Genomic DNA, 19,213 nt, shown 5'->3' with positions numbered 1-19,213 from the left:
AAATTATAGAGGTGATCTTTATGGATAAAAAAATCCTTGGTAAAACTGGGTTTGAGGTTTCACTTTTAGGATTAGGTGGGTTTCATATGTTAGAAATTTCAAAGGATGATGTTTCAAAGCTAATGGATATTTACCTAATTTCAGGTGGTAATTACATTGAGACCGCTGCCGAATACGGAGATGGTGAATCGGAAAAGAAAATTTCATACGCTTTGAAAGATAGAAGAGATCAAATAATTCTTGCTAGCAAATGCCACGCTCGAGATAAGAGAACTGCTCAACATTTTGTAGAAAGAACCTTAAAGAACTTGAATACAGATTATTTAGATATTTTGTTTCTTCACCATGTTACCACTCAGGATGATGTTGATGCTTTATTGAAAAAAGAGTCGGCCTTAGATTATCTATTTCAAGCTAAAAAAGATGGGATTATAAGAGCGTTAGGGGTATCTTTCCATGGTTTGGGGGACTATGCGCTTAAACTTATAAAAACAATAGACTTGGATGTTGTGATGACAGGTTTTAACTACTTGGATATATTTAATTTCCCGAGCACTTATCAAGAAGTCATTCCTTTTGCAAGGTCTAAAAACATGGGAATTGTCGGAATGAAAGCTTTTGCAGATGGTTATCTCTACAGGTCTACTTACGATGCATTAAACTATGCTTTGACTCAAGATTTAGATGTAATGGTTGTAGGAGCGAACTCCGAAGACATGCTAAGAAGAGATATTCAGATAGCCGAAAACTTTAAACCATTACCTAAAAAATCTGTAGAAAACTTATATTATCGTGCCCCAGAACTTGGAAATTATGTCTGTAGACAATGTGGAAAATGTTTACCTTGTCCAGAAGATATAGAAATCATGAAAGTGTTTGAATACGAGGGATGGTACGATAGACAAATAAGGGATTATCAACCCCACGAGGCTCCAGATTATGCACTGAGAGAAAGATTGGCATTCTGGTTTGGAAACCAAAACGAAGCTAAAATGGCTTATTCCAAACTCAATAAGACCTTCAAAGATTGTACAGAATGCGGGATATGTGAAGAAAGATGTCCTTACGATATACCCATAATAAGAAAATTGAAATTGGTAGACTACAAGCTTGGAAAGGGAGAAATATACTAAAACTATCTTTCCAGAGATCGATAATTCAACTTTCTTTGGGATTTCGAAGCTTTAGTATAATTCCCCTTTGGTGACTCTCCAAAGGGGAATTATACTTGCTTTAGATATTAGTTAGTGACTTCTTTCATGCTTTTACCTTTCTTAAATATTAGATCTTTATACCAATTTTTATAATCGTTCAGAATCTTATCTTCTGAGATTTCATATATTTCATTCAGATCGGTAGTCATATCTATTTCTTCAAAAATTTCTGAAATTAGATCTTTCTTATTGGTTATATTTTCAATTCCATAAGCGTTTACCATATCTAATAAAAGCTCTCTTTCAAACTCTTTCTTTTCTTTTAAATCTTGGAATATTAAGGAAACTTCGTTGATCATTTTTTTTATTTTTTCTAAATAGTATTCTTTATCTTGCTTTTTTAAATTTTCATCAAAAATTATATGATCCATAAAATCCATAAACTCTTCTTCCATTTCAATGAACAAATCATACGATTCATTATAGTAATAAGAGTTTCCTAAAAATTGATCATTGTGATGCAAATCTGCCATATCTTTTAGCTCGTCTTCTATATCTTCCATATTCTTTATGGTAAAATCAATATCGACGTCGTCTATATCGTCATCGAAAGAATAATCCTCTTCTTCCCCATTTTTCGTATTAAACAAATAATTGGTATACCTCTCTAATTCAAGGCGTGGTTCAGAATTTTTCAGAAATTCTTTTGGATTTAGATTATACATTGTAAAAAAGTCATCGGTGGTATTGTAAATATTTTCGTAATTAACAATCGATATTTTCTCGATTATTTTTTCGTAAAATGGAGAGATTTTCTGAGCAATATTTGGAAGTATCGCCACTCGAAAATTATTTGTTTCGTTCAGCAGATTTCTATAAAAACTTTCTATGCTCTTGCGATCACTTTCAATATACATATCGTAATGATCTCCATAGTTGTTAGTAAAAATTAAGTGATGCTCGACTAAACCTTTACCTATTTTTCTTAAAAACAAAAAATACAAACTACTACTTTCATTCAAAGAATAAATAAATGATTCTTCTGCAATTATCTCTGAAGTTTGGTTTTCATGATCAGAAGCAAGCACAGAGATCATATTTTTCTTTTTTGACTTAAAAAAAGCATTAATTCTTAAGATCGTCAATATCAAAGGGATATATTCTATATCAAAGGTAAGTTTTTCCAATTTACCATTCCCTTTTTCATCCAAATTAAATTCGTTATTAAACCATTTGTAATTTCCAAACCTTCCTTCTACTTCATAGATATACTTCTCGTAAATATCAGGATCTTTGTTGTTTTTCAACATTGACTCGTCTAAGAAAATTTTTTTAACTGATACAGGCCGAAGTTTCATATAATCACCATAATTACCTTTTAAAATTATCATCACAACACCTCTTTTACATAAAACTTTAAAAATTTTTTAATAAAATTAATCCTTCAATTACTCATATTTGTACAATTTAAAATGATAACCTAGAAAAATAAATAATATCAATACAATTATAACACCAATTATTTGAAAATCCCAAGTAATTAATCCTATCAACCCAAAAAAAACAGAAATACTATATGTAACTAATGCAACAAACAATGGTTTTATTTTATATTTTTTTCTAATTTTATCATATATATGCTCTTTATCCCCTAAAAAAGGAGATCTTTTGCTGAGTAAACGTCTTATCACAGCATAAACTAGATCAGTAAAATAAAACCCTGTGATAATTAGTGAGATGAAATAACCTCCTCTACCAGATCTTCCAGATAGGAAAGAAAAGGAATAAAATAAAGTAAAACCTAAAAGATAAGAACCCGCATCACCAAGAAATATTTTCGCTGGTGGCAAATTGTATAATAGAAACCCCAAAATTGCGAAGGCAAAGATCAAAAGTTCATAATTTTTGGATATCAAGGAAAAAAATAACAAACTCACTATTGCCGTTCCAGCGCAGACTCCATCCATCCCATCAACCATATTTACTCCGTTAACTAAAGCTATACCGGTTAATACCAAAATAAAAAACTGAAAAGGTTCAATAATTCCTCCTACAAAATATATTGCCATTGAGACGACAATAAACTCTGCAAATAATCTAATATAAGGAGAAACACTCTTAATATCATCGTAAAGACCAATAAAAGTCAATATACTAGCAGGAATTATAAAACCTATGTCATTGTAATAAAAAGGTAATATTGAAAGAAAAACAGCTACACCACCCAAATAAGGAATGGGAGACTTATGAACTTTCAACTTATTGTCGGGTTTATCAACGATATTATATTTGTTTGCGATTCTTATCATAATGGGAACTAGAATAACAGATAAAACAAAAGAACTTATTAATTTTATAGCTAACAAATTATATTCACCCGCATTTTTAAAAAATTTAGGATTTCTTTCTCCTAGTAAAAAGGATTGATTTAAGTATACTCCAAAATGTTCCTGAACCATATGAAATATGCAAAAGTAAAAACACAAAAAAACTACAAAAAAACAATAAAATATTTTTCTCTTTTATAGCATACTTTAATGAAAATAATGTGTCTATAAACAAATATATGAAAAACGGAATAGCTAAAATAATATTAAAAACGGCATTTTTTGAGAGGACTAAAAATATGAATAAGAGAAGAAGATACATTATAAAAATAAAAGGAATGAAATGTCTAAGGGAAATACCATAAGGAGATATTTTTAGAGTTATATAATTCCAAAAACCATTTGAAAAATTCTTTTTCATAAAATCCCACAACCCATTTGGAACATAATAATTATTTGTAATTGGTAATAAAAAAATTTTTAAACCCTTTTTTCTCATCCTATAATTAAACTCGATATCTTGATTCCTTAAAAGTTTTTCATTAAAATACCCTACTTTATCAAAAACTTCTCTTCTATAACATGCATATGCTACGGTATCAACTTCTTGTGGTTCTTTCACTTGATGTCTATGGCGGGATGCAGTACCGAAGGGGGAAGAATACGAAAAAGCCATCGATTTTTGTAAACAACTTTTATCGTTAGCAGGGGTGGCCAAAGACACTCCTCCTACAGCACTCGCTTCTGGGTGTTTCATCAAAAATTCAACACTATATTCCACATATTTTTCATCAAATTCTGTATGAGAACCAGCTATAAAAACAAAATCCCCCTTACTATTTTTGATCCCTAAATTTAAACCGTGGGGGGTAAATTTTTTTTCATTCGTAATGATTTTTATATTATTACTTTTTTCAGCGAGTTTCTCTATTATACTAACGGTGTTATCTGTCGACTGACCATCAACGACAATTATTTCATCCGGCTTTCTTGTCTGATTGCTTAAAGAATTTAACACTTTTTTGATCGTTTTTTCTTCATTTCTGCAAACTAATATTACCGAGACTAAAGGTAAAGAAATTTATTATCACTCCCCTTTTGCTGAACTGTGCAAAATGGTCTCTTTTGTAATGTTTTTGAATAACTTTCCTAATCTCATTTGCTTTGCAAATGATGTTACGCGATTTTGGGGTTCTTAAGGGGCTTGCCCCTTGTTTGCTGCACTATGCAAACTATGTTTTTAAATGATTTTGACTTTGAACTTGATTTTGGGGTTTTTAAGGGGGTTACCCCTTAACGAATTTATATTAATATCTATGATACCTTCCCTGTGTTACCAACAAAGTAACTCCTTTTTCTTCTAAATCGTTTAAATATTTTTCGTATCCCGGTAAGGTTGGAGGAACAATTACCTTTTCAACCTGCCAATTTAATATTATATCGGTTATCTTCTCTGAATTTATAGGAGAATCAAATATAATTGTCCCTTCCTTCGGAAGAACTTCAAACTTTTCCAAAGTGTTTTCGAGTGCATTTAGTGCGATTTCTCTGTTCAAACAAGATTGATTACCAGAACAAATGAGATTATTTTTAACATACACAGCGGTATCAGATTTATGAATTTTAGCGACCTCAAATCCTAATTGTTCTGAAGGAGACAAATCCAAGGAAATCTCTTGGAAATTTTGCTTTACGACCAGATCACTATCCACAATATATTCTTCTTCTTGTTTCAGAACTTTCTTATTAACCTTAAAAACCATGGGTTTAAAAGAAATTATCTCTTCTTTTTGTTCAAGATTATAAGAAGTCATCATTCCGTCATGTTTTGAATCTTTCAGTTCAAAAATTATATTTGGATCGTCACTATAAACTATCCCACCTTTAAGTTCTTTAATAATTCTAATGAATTGTTTTTTCTCTTCTTGAGTAGGAGCACAATAACCAAATACGAAAATTCCTTTCTTCGCAAAACCCAAAAATTCATTGTTTGTCAAACTCGCCAAATGAAAAAGTAATTTTATGTCTTTTAACATCCTTAAAGTAGGTTTTTTGTGAAAGGTCAAATTTTCTAAATAGTTGATAAAAGTATCTTTTTCTAAAAATTTCATTAGAATCGCTTCTTGCATTGGATTAGAACCATATCTTAAGTTCCCCAATATTTCAAAAAATTCATGGTCAAACTTTTCAGCTGCAAATAGTTCTGAAAAAATTTTATGAATACTTGCATCGTACTTAGAAGTAGAAAAGAAAACTTTCAATGCCAACTTTCTTCTTAACTGTAAGGGGACATCGCCACAATCCTCTAAATTATCAATAACTGTTTGATAATCTTTTGGATCTGCCAATGCTACAACATCCTTATAGTTTTTTGCTGCGGCTCTAAGAAGAGAATAGCCTCCAATATCGATATTTTCTAAAAGTGTTTCCTCATTCTTTGTTTTTTTGGCAATTTCCTCAAAAGTAGGAAAATTACCCACAACCATATCTATCCTTTTTATATTGTAATTAATCATATCTTCTTCATGCTTTTTATCGTTAGACTTGGCTAAAATGCCACCGGCTAATTTTGGATCTATGCTTTTAACACGACCTCCTAAAATTTCAGGAAATCCAATATAATCAGCCATTTTTACAGTAGGGATTCCCTTTTCTTGTAAATATTTATTTGTTCCTTCTGTACATATAATTTCGACACCATTGCGATATAAGAAACTAGCTAAATCCTCTAAATTAGTTTTGTCATAAACTGAAATAATTGCCCTTTTAATATTCATGAGATACCTCCAGTGAAAAATAAGTTAATTTTTATGAAAGGAAAAGCAGAGACGTTCAACATTTACGTCTCTTGCTTTGAGTTACATTTTCTAGGTTTTTTAATCAACACAACTAAATGGTATACTTTCCAGGTGCTTTAGCAAACAATCTACTTTTTTCAACATGATCCAAATCTAATATGTATTTAGTGAATCTTTCTATACCTATACCACAGCCTGCTGAGTGTTTTAATAACCCTTCTTTTGCCAATTTTAAATAATCTTCATAGCTTTCCAGCCCGTTACCTTTCAATTTGATTCTTTTCACTATTTGCTCATACTCGTGTTCTCTTTCGCCACCAGATATGCCTTCCCCATGACCCTCAGGATATATCAGGTCAAAATCCAACAATACATCAGGATTATCCATATCTTGTTTATCATAAAACTCCCTGTTCAAAAGCGGAATATCAATTAACCACACAGGTCCTTCAGCTCGTTCAGATAAAATCTTTTCATAATCATCACCGTAAAGCTCTTTTGCCTTTTTTACGCTTATTTTTTCAAAAGGCTTTTTAGGAACAGTCAAATTTGGGTGATACTTTTCTATTATACCAGAATATTTCGTCAAGATACCTTTTAGTACATAAATTATTAAATCTTCCATCAAATCCATAATCTCTTCTCTTTTAGTTTCTTTAGCTTCTATATCTAGTTGAACAAAATCAATCAAGTGTCTACCAGAGGAATATTTTTCTGCTGTTTCCAACCTTAAATTTGGAGAAAATGAAAATATCTTATCATGAATCAAAACACTAACTTGTTTTTGCAGAATCATAGATTTAGTAACGTAATATTTGTTACCGTAATAATCAATTTGTGCTTCAAAAACGTCGTGATTTAAAGGATCGGTGATCGTAGAGACAATCACTGGTAGAATTTCAACAAAACCCTTCTCTGCAAGAAATTCCCTCGATAATCTCAGTATCTCTGATTGAACTAAAAGCGCGTCACTGTAAGTCTCGTCCTCCAAATAAGTTTTTACTAGCTCCACAGAATCCACTCTTCTATCCTGCTTCTCTACTTCTGCCATAATTTTCCCTCCTGTAGTGTTTTTTAAAGACGGTATATCGTCTTTTAAAATACAAATAAAAAAACCGACGCTATTTTTTCTGCGTCGGTAATTTTCAAAATAACAATGTCCAGCGTAATCACCGACGCTGTATATTGTTATTATTATTATTTACTTTATTAGAACTTGATAATAATTTTAATATTTTCATAGCCATTTTCTCCTAAACAAATTTAATTAATATCTTAATAGATTTTCAAATTTAGTTAATTATACTATAAAAAAAAATATTTGTCAAATTAAAAATGACCTCTTTCATTCAAACATATATTATGTTATAATATGTTCAAACAATCATTCTTTAAATAGATTGATATTGAGAAAATCTGTTTAACAGTTAAAACGTGGAATCAAAGGTTTTAATGTTTTGTGAGTAAGTAAAAAAGTAGATAATCCGATAGGAGGTGTATGAACATGTTGAAAAAAGCCTTTTTAGTTTCTGCGATCTTGATTTCTTTTGTGTTTTCAGCTTTCTCAGTTACTTATGTTGTCGGTACAGAAGCATCTTTCCCACCTTTTGAGTACGTTGAAGGTGGAGAGTTTGTCGGATTTGATATGGATTTAATAAGGGAAATCGGAAAAATGTATGGATTTGAAGTTGAAATAAGAGATATTAGCTTTGACTCTCTCATACCTTCTTTAATGACCGGAAATATAGATATTATTGTCGCTGGAATGACTATAACTGAAGAAAGAGAGAAAGTAGTCGATTTTACAATCCCATATTATAGTGCTGATCAAAGTATTATGGTAAGAAAAGGAGAAGGTACCAATCTAACCATTCTTTTTAGGAATCCAAAAATCGGAGTTCAAACAGGTACTACAGGGGATATTTGGGTGACTGAAAATCTTGTTGACGCTGGTTACTTGCCGAAAGCCAATGTAATAAGATACGATACATTTAACTTCGCTGTTCGCGACTTAGTTAACAAAAATATTGATGTGATAGTGTTAGATAACCCTGTGGCTGAAAGATTCACCAAGACAGATTCGGTGGAAATTGTAGGAATCATTAAAACTAACGAAAATTATGGTATGGCCGTTGCACCAGGTAATGAGGATTTATTGAATATGTTGAACGAAGGTATAACAAAGTTACAAGAGTCTGGAAAAATGGATGATCTAATAGAAAAGTATTTTAAGTGATGTTCTAATTTTCTAAAAGAAAAACATAAGGGGGCTTCACCCCCCTTTTATATTTAAATTAAAAAGGAAGGATGATACTTGGAAGACATTCAAGTGATTATAAATTCATTACCCTATTTATTAAAAGGAACACTTGTGACACTTGAATTAACCTTTTTTAGTTTGATCTTAGGATTTGTTGTTGGAGTTATAATTTCTTTTGGTCAATTGTATGGTAACAAATTCTTTCAGTTAATTTTTTTAATCTACGAACGAGTTTTTAGAAGTATCCCTTTGATAGTTGTTCTTTTTTTAATTTTTTACGGTTTACCAGCCATCGGAATAAGATTAGATCCCTTGATTGCATCAATAATTGGATTAGGTTTGATAAGCTCAGCTTATCAATCACAAATTTTTAGAGGTGCAATTTCATCCATATCAAAGGGGCAACTAGATGCTGCTTATTCAATTGGAATGAACAAAATCCAGACTTTCATCTACATTATCTTCCCCCAGGCAATAAGAATCGCCTTATCAGGTTGGATCAATGAGGCATCAGTAGTCCTAAAAGATACATCAGTTGCTTATGCCTTAGGTGTGGTTGAATTACTTAGGCAAGGCACTTATATTATATCTGTAACTAATAGACCTTTGATAGTTTATCTAATTTGTGGAGCTATCTACTTTGTCCTAACTTTTAGTTTAAGTAGGGGATTTGGCATGATCGAAAAAAAGCTTACTATCCCAGGATACGAAACAAGGAGCGTTTAATAAATGAAAGAAGAGAAAGATATAATATTAAAAGTGGAAGATCTTCATAAGAGTTATAATGGAGCAGAAATACTCAAAGGAATAACATTTGAAGTTAAAAGAGGAGAAACAAAGGTAATAATAGGTCCGAGTGGAACAGGAAAGAGTACCCTTTTAATGTGTATAAATAGACTGGTAGAACCTGATTCTGGAAGAATATATCTCGAAGGAGATGAAGTATTATCTTCAAAGAATATTCACAAAATTAGGCAGGAAATAGGTTTTGTATTTCAGCACTTTAACTTATTTGATCACTTAACTGTGCTTGAAAACGTTAGAATTGGTTTGACTAAAGTGAAAAAGATTGAAAAATCTCAAGCAACGGAAATTGCATTTAAAGAATTAGAACGAGTTGGATTGAAGGATAAATCAGACCTTTATCCTGCTCAGCTTTCCGGTGGGCAAAAGCAAAGAGTCGCTATCGCTAGATCTCTGGCTATGAATCCCAAATTAATTCTGTTTGATGAGCCAACTTCTGCTTTGGATCCAGAGCTAATAGGAGAGGTTCTGAACGTCATGATTGATCTTGCAAAAAGTGGCATGACTATGGTGTGTGTTACACATGAAATGGGATTTGCAAGGGCTGTTGCAGATGAGATCATATTTATGGAAAAAGGCGTGATTGTTGAAAAAGGTCCCCCAGAATTGATGTTCAAAAATCCTCAAAAAGATAGAACTAAGGAGTTTTTGAATAAATTATCGCAGTTGTACGGAAAGGATGAAAACACATGAGCTTTTTTGAAATCGTTGGAAGTTCCTGGGTTTATATGGTGGAAGGCATATGGGTTACACTTTTTTTAACTTTAATTTCTATAGTCATAGGATTCTTTTTGGGCGTTTTACTTGCAGTTTCTAAAACGTATGGAAATAAATTATTCTATTATATAAGCTATGTTTTTATCGAGATAATAAGGGGGACACCATTACTTGTTCAACTTTTCATTCTATATTATAGTTTACCTGTTATTGGAATTAGGCTTTCTCCAATATTAGCCTCAATAATGGCTTTTTCTTTAAATTCTGCCGCTTATCAGGCCGAATATCTAAGAGGTGCCATTCAATCGATAAGTTCGGGTCAAATGCAAGCGGCTTTATCAATAGGAATGAAAAAATGGCAAGCTATCAGATTGATCATATTACCCCAAGCGTTAAGAAGGTTTATCCCTTCTTGGACAAATGAATTTATATACCTATTGAAGTATTCCTCTCTCTCTTATATCGTTGGAGCGCCAGAAATAATGGCTCAAGCTAAGTTTGTAGCGAGTCGTAACTTTGAATTCTTTCAAGTTTACCTATTTGCTGCTATCATATATTTTGTGTTGGTCACAATTTTTGGAGAAATATTCAGATTTATTGAAAAGAAAATCAAGATTCCTGGAACCCTCACTTATGCTAGGAATCGAATTTAGAAATGTAATAAAAGCTGAGTGATTGTAAAGTGAATGGCCGTTAAAGCCTTTTTAGAGTTATTAAAGCCGGTAATAAACGAAAAGACAGGAGGAAACAAATAAATGGAAATAATAGATCTTATAAAAAACCAGATCAATATAGCCTTGTCAGATATAGGTGTTTCTGAGATGGAACTCAATTTTACCATCGAAACACCTCCTAAAGACGATATGGGAGATTTTTCTTCCAACGTAGCATTCTTATTAACAAAAAGGTTAAGAAAATCACCTCAAGAAATTGCTCAAATTTTAAAAGAAGAACTAGTTAAATCTTCTTTTTTCGAAAAAGTTGATAATGCAAATGGTTTTTTAAATTTTTTTGTTTCTCCCCAAATATATCAAAGGATATGTTCTAAAATTTTGAGCAATCCAAAAACCTACGGGAAATTTGACATAGGGAAAGGTGCGAATATACAGTTTGAATTTGCAAGCATTAATCCCACCGGTCCCATCACTGTTGCTCACGGTCGACAAGCTGTTATGGGAGATGTTTTGGCAAATATCTATGAACAAGCTGGATACGTAGTTCAAAGAGAGATGTATCTAAACGATGCAGGTAGACAAATAAAACTTCTCTCCTACTCCCTATGGGTAAGATACAACGAAATTCTTGGTTCAAAATATGAAATACCCGAAGATGGTTACAGAGGAGAGTATCTAGTAGATACTGCAAAAAAAGTATTGAACAAATATGGAGAAAAGTTTAAAGACAAATGGGATGAAGAAACCGAGGATATATTCAGAAAAGAAGTTCTTGAAGATATGCTAAAAAACATGTTGGAAACGCTTGAAAAAATAAACGTAAACTTCGATGTAATCTTCAGTGAACAATTATTATTTAAAAATAAAATGGTAGAAAAAACCTTGAACGATTTAAAATCTAAAGGCTACGTGTATGAAAAAGATGATGCGTTATGGTTTAAAGTATCTGATTTGATAGATGAAAACGACAAGGTATTGATAAGATCTAAAGATTCGATGCCAACATACTTTTGTGATGACATTGCTTACCATTATTACAAGTACCTAAGGGGTTTCGACACTGTGATTGATATAATGGGTTCTGACCATCATGGTCACATACCTAGAATGATGGCTTCAGCAAAAGCATTAGGATTACCAGAAAATTTTTTAAAAATAATTTTGCACCAATTTGTAAATGTAAAAAAAGGCGAAGAAATTATAAAGATGTCAACAAGAAGTGGGGAATTCTTCACTCTTGACGATCTTATACAAAATGTTGGAAAAGATGCTGTTAGGTACTTCTTTGCTATGGTTGATCCTGATACAACATTGAACTTTGATATCGATCTGGCTATAAAAAAATCCAATGAAAATCCCGTTTACTACGTTCAATATGCTCATGCAAGAATATGCAGCATATTTAAAGAAGCTCAAAAAAGAGGGATAAATTACGAATTATTTTTAGGTTTAGAAAATCTAAAAGAAGACGAAGAAAAATTATTGATGAGAGAGTTATCCTTATTTACAAATGTATTAACCAAAGCTGTAATTCAAAACAAACCTAACTTACTCACCCAATATTTGGAAAGAGTAGCATCAAGATTCCATCATTTTTACAATAACTTATCTGTTCTCAATGCAGAAAATTATGAGCTTATTCAAGGTAGGTTAAATCTTTGTCACGCAACAAAAATAGTCATAGCAAGAGGTTTGTCTATTTTGGGTGTAAATGCTCCTGAAAGCATGTGAAAGACAAAATCTCGAAATTAGAATTTGAAAGGGGGGTTTGGGTTTGGTGATCTCCCAAACCATGCTTTTTGATTACTTCCTTACATTTTAAAAGGTTTTGGGGGGGTTTGGGGGGGTTACCCCCCAACGTATGGTGATGCTTCCAAACAAAATTTTGAAATTAGAATTTGAAAGGGGGGTTTGGGTTTGGTGATCTCCCAAACAAGATTTTAAAAACAAAAAGAAGATTTGAAAGGGGGGTTTGGGGGTGAGCCGTTTGGTGATTCGTCCAAACAAAATTTTGAAATTAGAATTTGAAAGGGGGGTTTGGGGGTGCTCCCCCAACGTTTGGTGATAAAACACAATTTCATCTTTTACTTAATAATATTAGGTATCACTCTATTCGTAGGTGTTCTATTCATCTACAGTTCTCTCTTTGCAATCAGTGACATCAAAGAGATAAACCCCGATCAAAAATTTCAAACATATATAATCGCCTTAATTCTCGGCTTTTTAGGTGCCGTAATTGCTTTTATGTTCAGTGATACTTTTACAAAAAACAAGCATATCATGATAGCTCTTTTTGTATTTTTAAATCTCATTTTAATTATAGTTTTATTCACTCAACCTATCGCAGGTGTGAAAAGGTGGCTGAATATTGGTCCTTTCCAATTTCAACCATCAGAGCTTGCAAAACTCATTATTCCTGCTTTCTTAGCTTTTTATTACACCCAAATACAAAATAAAAAGAATCTACTAATAAATGTAATTTTCCCCATTTTAGTATGTGGATTTAGCATATTCTTAATCTTTTTGGAACCAGATCTCAGCTCTTCCCTTATAATTACAATGTTAACCTTAATAACGATTTTTTTAGGAATAAGAGATAAAAAGGTTATGTTGTTCTTCTTTATTTTTACCTTGATTATCATCTCTGTTCTTTTTATCTTTAAGGATAATTTTCTCCAGACCTATCAAATTTCAAGATTGACAAGTTCCGACGATTTTCAGAGTCAACGTTCGAGAGATGCCATTACAAATGGTGGGTTCATTGGTACAGGACCTTTTGCCGGTGAATTTAAATACTATGTACCTGAATCTTACAGTGATTTTATCATATCCGTTATAGGAGAAGAATGGGGAAAATTAGGGATAGTAATGGTTCTAACTCTTTTCTTTTTTCTGTCTCATGAGCTTGTGTATTTAGCTTATCTTACTAAAGATCACGGTACTTTTATATTCTGTGGAGCTACAGCTTCTTGGATCTTCATTCAAGTTGTCATAAACACCTTGGTCGGATTGGGAGTACCATGGATGCCAGTTACAGGGGTAACGCTTCCAATGGTAAGTTATGGAAATTCTTCTATGATAGTTACATTAACATCTATAGGGTGGGGACTAGGATTGATATATCATAATTCGGAGTTGGCAAGTTCAGATGAAGAATAATAAAGAGTTAAAAGTTGTTTTTTCCGGTGGTGGTACAGGAGGGCATTACTACCCTGCTCTCTCTGTTTTAAAATATTTAAATAAATATTATAATAAGTTAGAGGTAATATATTTTACTACAAAAGGAAGAATTGAAGAAAAAAAGTTGCCTACCGACTTTCCAAAAGCAAAGTTAATTTCTCTAAATACCAAAGGTCTAGAAAGGCCATTATACAACGTTAAAAATATAAACAGAGCCTTTGAAGTTTTAAGTGATACGCGTAAAGTTGAAAAAATAATAAAAGAATTCAAACCTGTTTTTGGATTTCTCACTGGTGGATACGTAACTGTTCCCGTCGGTTTAGCTTTAAAAAAACAAAATATTCCATTTTATCTACATGAACAAAATTCAACACTTGGAATATCCAATAAAGTACTATCTAGATGGGCAAAAAAGGTTTTTGTAAGTTACGAAGAAACCAAATTGAATGATAAATTTATTTTTACAGGCAATCCTGTAAGAACGCCTGAAAAAGAAATCCCCAGAACTTACTTACGTAATTTTGGGATAAAGGATCTAAACAAAAGATGTATATTAGTCTTTGGCGGAAGCCTGGGTTCAAACGAAATAGATGAATTAATGTACAAAGTATACGAAAAAGAAAAAATTAACAATTACATACATATAACGAAAAATCAAGAAAAGTTCAAACAATTTCCCAACGTTTTTACTTTTGAATATATAGAAAATTTATATGAATTGATGGCTGTATCAGATGGGGTAGTATCAAGGGCTGGAGCAACAACACTCGCCGAAATTCAGTTTTATGATCTTTCTGGTATCTTGATCCCATGGAAAGGTTCAGCAGAAAATCATCAATTAAAAAATGCTCTTTCTCTTAAGAAGGAGGGAAAAATTGCTGTTATCGATGAAGAAAAAGTGGAAACTGATGAATTTATCAACTTTTTAAATCATATTCAACCAAAAAATACAGAATTTATATACACACCTAAGATAAATAAAGCAACAGAAAATATAATTAATAATATCGATGAGATTTTATAATGTGCAGAGATCTGAAATCTTTGTATTTTCGTAAGGAGGTATCTATGAAGTACTACTTTTCAGGAATTGGTGGAATAGGCATGAGTTCCTTAGCCTTGTACCTTGCTTATAAACATGGTATAACGAGTGTGCTTGGATCAAACAACGAAATGAACGAAAGAGTGGAATACTTAATAAAAAAAGGAATAAAAGTTAAATTAAATCAGGACTCAAATCTTCCTGATATCGATTTTTTAATAAAAACAACCGCAATAAAAGATACCAATCCAGAGCTGATAGAAGCAAAAAATAGAAAGATAGCTATTATTAGTAGAATGCAACTACTGAATTCAATATTACAAGAGCATACCTCAATAGGTATAACAGGAACAGATGGAAAAACCACCACTACCGCTATGGTCTCTCAAATATTCAAAAACGCTGGTAAAGATCCGACAGTTTTTTTAGGTGGAATACATGATTCACTAGAAGATGGCAACTTTAGATTTGGAAATGGAATAGTAATAGCAGAAGTCGACGAAAGTGATGGTTTTATCGAAAAAACAGAAACTAATTTTTCTATCATAAATAATTTGAGACCAGATCATCTTGAGCACTACAACAACGAATTTGAAAAGTTGGAAAGTTCTTTATATAAATTTGCAAAAAACACGAAAGAGCTGGTTATATTAAATGGAGATGACGTTCATCTCAACAAATGGCATTTGAACGAAAAGAAAGTATTATACTTTGGGCAATCTGAAAAGGCTGATTATATTATAAAAAACAGACATCAATATAACGGATATCAAGTGTTTGAGATCTATCACAAAAACACATACATCGGAGATATCACTTTAAATCTTCCAGGATTACACTACGCTTATGATGCACTGGCTTCAACCGCACTTTCTTTAGAATTAGGGATTGAGTTTAGCACAATAAAAGAAACCTTTCATAGATATAATTCGGTTGGACGAAGATTCAATATACTTTACGATAAAGATAATCTATCAATAATAGACGATTATGCCCATACACCTGACGAAATCTTAGAAACTATAAAAGCAACAAAAGAGTATTTCCCAAAAAGAAAAATAATAACCATATTTCAACCGCACAGGTACACCCGCCTTTACTTCCACATAAACGACTTTATTGATGTCCTAAAATATTCGGATGAGGTATTAGTTTACAGAATTTATTCGGCCTTTGAAGAACCCATAAATGGTGTAGATGAAAAAAAGGTTGTAGAAGCTCTTAATTCACAAGCTACTTTTTCCAAATATTATAATTCGGAAGACGAAATCATATCAGATCTTTTACAAGAAAAAAATGCTGTATTACTCTTTGTTGGTGCAGGAGACATAACTGACATAGCAAAAAAATTATCAAAAAACAAAAAAAACCTTGACATCTCATAATTTTTATGATAATATATTTCAGGTTTGAGATAATGCCCCCATCGTCTAGCGGCCCAGGACATTGGCCTTTCACGCCAAAGGCACCAGTTCGAATCTGGTTGGGGGCGCCATCATATTAAGAAGGGTGTTTAGCTCAGCGGGAGAGCGTCTGCCTTACAAGCAGAAGGTCGCAGGTTCAAATCCTGCAGCGCCCACCATGTTTATGGATGGGCAGGTAGCTCAGTCGGTAGAGCAACGGACTGAAAATCCGTGTGTCGGCAGTTCGATTCTGCCCCTGCCCACCATAATATTTTTTTAGTAGCATGTTACATATATTGAAAAGGCAGCCGTTTTGGTTGCCTTTTTTTGTTTGGTACTGGAGATTATGACTTATATCTCATCTCTGCATATTTTGATTTGAAACCAAGCTTTTCGTACAATTTTCTTGCCGGGTTATCGTACTCCACATGCAAAGATATATCCCCGTTACATCGACTAATTGTTTCTTTTAAAAGGTTACTACCAATCCCCTTACCTCTACAATCTTTATCAACAGCTATGTAGACAAGGACATGCTCAGGGATATATCCTTCCATACCCGTGTCGTTAACAACAACAGAACCCGTTATGCGCTCGGCATTATAGAGTACCAAAACAAACCCACCTTTTCCTTTATCTTTAGAAAAGGCGTAATCGATGGAATTAATAATATCTTCTAGAGGATCACCATACCTTCCCAAATTCTCTTTTAAGAACTCTGCTATTTCTAATTTGGTGAACTCAAAATCGTCATCTAATAGATCTTCCTTTGAGTCCAGTTCTTTCAATGATAAGTTGAATGAATCGAAATTAAAAGTCTTTTGCATTTTGTATCCACCTCCAAAATACATTATACCACAGTTAAGCTTATATACAAAATGTGGATGAATAGGACTTTACTTTATACGACTAATAGATGTGGGGTTATCCAAAGGTAAGTTCAAAAAAATTCAGGAGGCTTTTAAGCCTCCTGAATTTTTAATTTTCTGGATCGTCTACTGGAGTTGTTGCTCCTGCAGTTGCTCCTGGGTTTTGATTTTGATAAATATATTGACCTACCTTCATAATCTCTTGTTGTAATTCGTCTTTAACTATCTTAATTTTACCGACGTTATCTTCCTCTAAAGCTTGCTTTAATTCTTTTGTTTTTTCTTCAATGTTGATTTTTAAATTATCGGGTATTTTATCTCCATTTTCACGTAATAATTTTTCTGTTTGATAGATTAAATCATCTGCTTGGTTTCTCAACTCAACCTTTTCTTTTACCTTTTTGTCTTGTTCCTCATACTCTCTTGCTTCTTTCATCATCCTATCTATTTGGTCTTTGTCGAGCTTGTGTCTTCCAGTTACAACCATAGATTGCTGCCTTTGAGTTCCTAGATCCTTTGCGGATACACTTACTATTCCATTAGAATCAATGTCAAAAGTAACTTCTATTTGAGGAACTCCTCTTGGTGCAGGGGGAATACCTGTTAATGTAAAACTCCCTAAGAAAAAATTATCTCGTGCCAAAGGTCTTTCTCCCTGGTAAACTCTTACTTCAACTTCCGTTTGTCCATCAACAGAGGTCGTAAAAACTTTAGATTTTTTCACAGGGATTTTGTTATTTCTTGGTATAATAACTTCCATTAAACCTCCTTTAACTTCAACACCTAAGGATAAAGGAGTAACATCTACTAAAACTAAATCTCTTTCTGTTTCTCCTACCATTATAGAAGCTTGAACACTTGCTCCAATTGCTACTGCTTCGTCTGGGTTAACATTCTTAGAAGGATCTTTTCCAAAATAATCTTTAACCAATTTTTGAACTGCTGGTATCCTCGTTGAACCACCTACAAGTAAAACGTCGCTTATGTCTTGTGGGGAAAGTTTAGCATCCCGCATTGCGTTCTCAATGGGCACTCTTGTTGATTCTATTAAGTCTCCAATGAGTTCTTCTAATTTAGTTCGTGTTAGTTTCTTTTCTAAGTGAACAGGTTGACCATCCACAACCGTAATGAAAGGTAAATTTATATCCGTTTCCAATTTACTTGATAATTCTATCTTAGCAGATTCAGCTGCTTCTTTCAATCTTTGAAGTGCTTGCTTATCTTTTCTTAAGTCAACCTTATACTCTTTCATAAATTCATCAGCTAACCAGTCGATTATTCTTTGATCAAAATCGTCCCCACCTAGATGATTGTTCCCCGAAGTAGCGATAACCTCTATGATATCTTCTCCTATATCTAAAATGGAAACATCAAATGTTCCACCACCAAGATCATATACAACTATTTTTCTCTCTTCTTTTGATCGATCGAGACCAAAAGCTATTGAAGCCGCTGTTGGTTCGTTTATTATTCTTAGAACCTCTAATCCTGCGATTTCCCCTGCTTCTTTGGTAGCTTGCCTTTGAGCATCGTTGAAATAGGCAGGAACAGTAATAACGGCCTTTTTAATCTTTCCTCCTAAATATTCTTCTGCATCTTTAACCAGCTTTTTAAGTATGAACGCACTAATCTGTTGAGGTGTATACACCTTATCATCGATTCTTACTGTGTAGTCACTTCCCATGTACCTTTTTATGGAGCGAACAGTTCTATCGGAATTTAAAATAACTTGCCTTTTAGCTGGTTCACCTACTAATATCTGACCATCTTTAGTAAAAGAAACAATAGAAGGTGTGGTCCTTTTACCTTCCGCATTGGGTATTACTTCAGGGTTACCATCGGGTTTTACCCAAGCGATAGCTGAATAAGTGGTACCTAAGTCTATACCTACAACATATTCTTTTGTACTCATGAAAATACCCCCTCACTAAAACTTTTTTATTTCTAAATGTGTATTTGTTATTTGACTCTAGTACTATTATAAT

Annotated in this window: 16 protein-coding genes and 3 tRNA genes; 12 read left to right on the top strand and 7 right to left on the bottom strand. The window is 32.8% G+C overall.

What is annotated here, in order from left to right; translation table 11 throughout:
• Window positions 1-20 precede the first annotated feature (20 nt).
• Window positions 21-1,133, top strand: coding sequence for an aldo/keto reductase (locus BZ25_RS00575; RefSeq protein ID WP_012209455.1), 1,113 nt, complete (start codon window positions 21-23; stop codon window positions 1,131-1,133).
• 107 nt (window positions 1,134-1,240) lie between these two features.
• Here the strand turns inward: BZ25_RS00575 and BZ25_RS00570 are convergent, their stop codons facing one another.
• From BZ25_RS00570 to BZ25_RS00550, 5 genes are all read right to left on the bottom strand, one after another.
• Window positions 1,241-2,545, bottom strand: a complete 1,305-nt coding sequence (locus BZ25_RS00570; RefSeq protein ID WP_012209454.1) for a hypothetical protein — start codon at window positions 2,543-2,545, stop codon at window positions 1,241-1,243.
• 57 nt (window positions 2,546-2,602) lie between these two features.
• Window positions 2,603-3,520 carry a glycosyltransferase family 4 protein gene (locus BZ25_RS00565; protein WP_121515357.1) on the bottom strand — a complete coding sequence of 306 codons (918 nt, stop codon included), beginning with the start codon at window positions 3,518-3,520 and terminating at the stop codon, window positions 2,603-2,605.
• A gap of 28 nt (window positions 3,521-3,548) precedes the next feature.
• Window positions 3,549-4,538, bottom strand: coding sequence for a glycosyltransferase family 2 protein (locus BZ25_RS00560; RefSeq protein ID WP_255408272.1), 990 nt, complete (start codon window positions 4,536-4,538; stop codon window positions 3,549-3,551).
• Window positions 4,539-4,788: 250 nt separating this feature from the next.
• A complete protein-coding gene (locus BZ25_RS00555) occupies window positions 4,789-6,258 on the bottom strand; it encodes a phosphoribosylaminoimidazolecarboxamide formyltransferase (protein WP_012209451.1) in 1,470 nt (489 codons plus the stop codon).
• A gap of 112 nt (window positions 6,259-6,370) precedes the next feature.
• Window positions 6,371-7,330 carry an asparagine synthetase A gene (locus BZ25_RS00550; protein ID WP_103065874.1) on the bottom strand — a complete coding sequence of 320 codons (960 nt, stop codon included), beginning with the start codon at window positions 7,328-7,330 and terminating at the stop codon, window positions 6,371-6,373.
• A 453-nt stretch (window positions 7,331-7,783) separates the two neighbouring features.
• On the opposite strand from BZ25_RS00550, the gene BZ25_RS00545 reads away from it, so the two are divergent.
• The 11 genes from BZ25_RS00545 to BZ25_RS00495 all read left to right on the top strand — a co-directional run bounded on the left by BZ25_RS00545 (window position 7,784) and on the right by BZ25_RS00495 (window position 16,625).
• On the top strand, window positions 7,784-8,515 hold the full coding sequence (locus BZ25_RS00545; RefSeq protein ID WP_199676815.1) for a basic amino acid ABC transporter substrate-binding protein: 732 nt from the start codon (window positions 7,784-7,786) through the stop codon (window positions 8,513-8,515).
• Between the two features lie 78 nt (window positions 8,516-8,593).
• Complete coding sequence (locus BZ25_RS00540; protein ID WP_121515356.1) at window positions 8,594-9,265, top strand: amino acid ABC transporter permease; 672 nt, start codon at window positions 8,594-8,596, stop codon at window positions 9,263-9,265.
• 3 nt (window positions 9,266-9,268) lie between these two features.
• Window positions 9,269-10,036: an amino acid ABC transporter ATP-binding protein gene (locus BZ25_RS00535; RefSeq protein ID WP_103065446.1), complete on the top strand. Its 768-nt coding sequence runs from the start codon at window positions 9,269-9,271 to the stop codon at window positions 10,034-10,036.
• Entirely contained in the window at window positions 10,033-10,713 is a 681-nt protein-coding gene (locus BZ25_RS00530) for an amino acid ABC transporter permease (RefSeq protein ID WP_103065445.1), read from the top strand. Before BZ25_RS00535 ends, BZ25_RS00530 begins: the two co-directional genes overlap by 4 nt.
• A 102-nt stretch (window positions 10,714-10,815) precedes the next feature.
• Entirely contained in the window at window positions 10,816-12,465 is a 1,650-nt protein-coding gene (gene argS / locus BZ25_RS00525; protein ID WP_012209445.1) for an arginine--tRNA ligase, read from the top strand.
• A 312-nt stretch (window positions 12,466-12,777) separates the two neighbouring features.
• Complete coding sequence (locus BZ25_RS00520; protein WP_158584812.1) at window positions 12,778-13,893, top strand: FtsW/RodA/SpoVE family cell cycle protein; 1,116 nt, start codon at window positions 12,778-12,780, stop codon at window positions 13,891-13,893.
• Window positions 13,883-14,938, top strand: coding sequence for a glycosyltransferase (locus BZ25_RS00515; protein ID WP_012209443.1), 1,056 nt, complete (start codon window positions 13,883-13,885; stop codon window positions 14,936-14,938). Before BZ25_RS00520 ends, BZ25_RS00515 begins: the two co-directional genes overlap by 11 nt.
• A 44-nt stretch (window positions 14,939-14,982) precedes the next feature.
• Window positions 14,983-16,341 (top strand): UDP-N-acetylmuramate--L-alanine ligase, encoded by a 1,359-nt coding sequence (gene murC / locus BZ25_RS00510; protein ID WP_012209442.1) that lies wholly within the window; start codon window positions 14,983-14,985, stop codon window positions 16,339-16,341.
• 34 nt (window positions 16,342-16,375) lie between these two features.
• Window positions 16,376-16,451, top strand: a tRNA-Glu gene (locus BZ25_RS00505).
• Between the two features lie 12 nt (window positions 16,452-16,463).
• Window positions 16,464-16,538: transfer RNA gene (locus BZ25_RS00500), tRNA-Val, on the top strand.
• 11 nt (window positions 16,539-16,549) lie between these two features.
• Window positions 16,550-16,625, top strand: a tRNA-Phe gene (locus tag BZ25_RS00495).
• 78 nt (window positions 16,626-16,703) lie between these two features.
• On the opposite strand, the gene BZ25_RS00490 is transcribed toward BZ25_RS00495, so the two are convergent.
• Window positions 16,704-17,186 (bottom strand): GNAT family N-acetyltransferase, encoded by a 483-nt coding sequence (locus tag BZ25_RS00490; protein ID WP_012209441.1) that lies wholly within the window; start codon window positions 17,184-17,186, stop codon window positions 16,704-16,706.
• A 151-nt stretch (window positions 17,187-17,337) separates the two neighbouring features.
• Window positions 17,338-19,140 (bottom strand): molecular chaperone DnaK, encoded by a 1,803-nt coding sequence (gene dnaK / locus BZ25_RS00485; RefSeq protein ID WP_121515354.1) that lies wholly within the window; start codon window positions 19,138-19,140, stop codon window positions 17,338-17,340.
• Window positions 19,141-19,213: the final 73 nt, after the last annotated feature.

The organism is Petrotoga sp. Shatin.DS.tank11.9.2.9.3, from assembly GCF_003665005.1.
Lineage (GTDB): Bacteria > Thermotogota > Thermotogae > Petrotogales > Petrotogaceae > Petrotoga > Petrotoga mobilis.
This window is presented reverse-complemented; position numbering and strand designations above follow the sequence as displayed.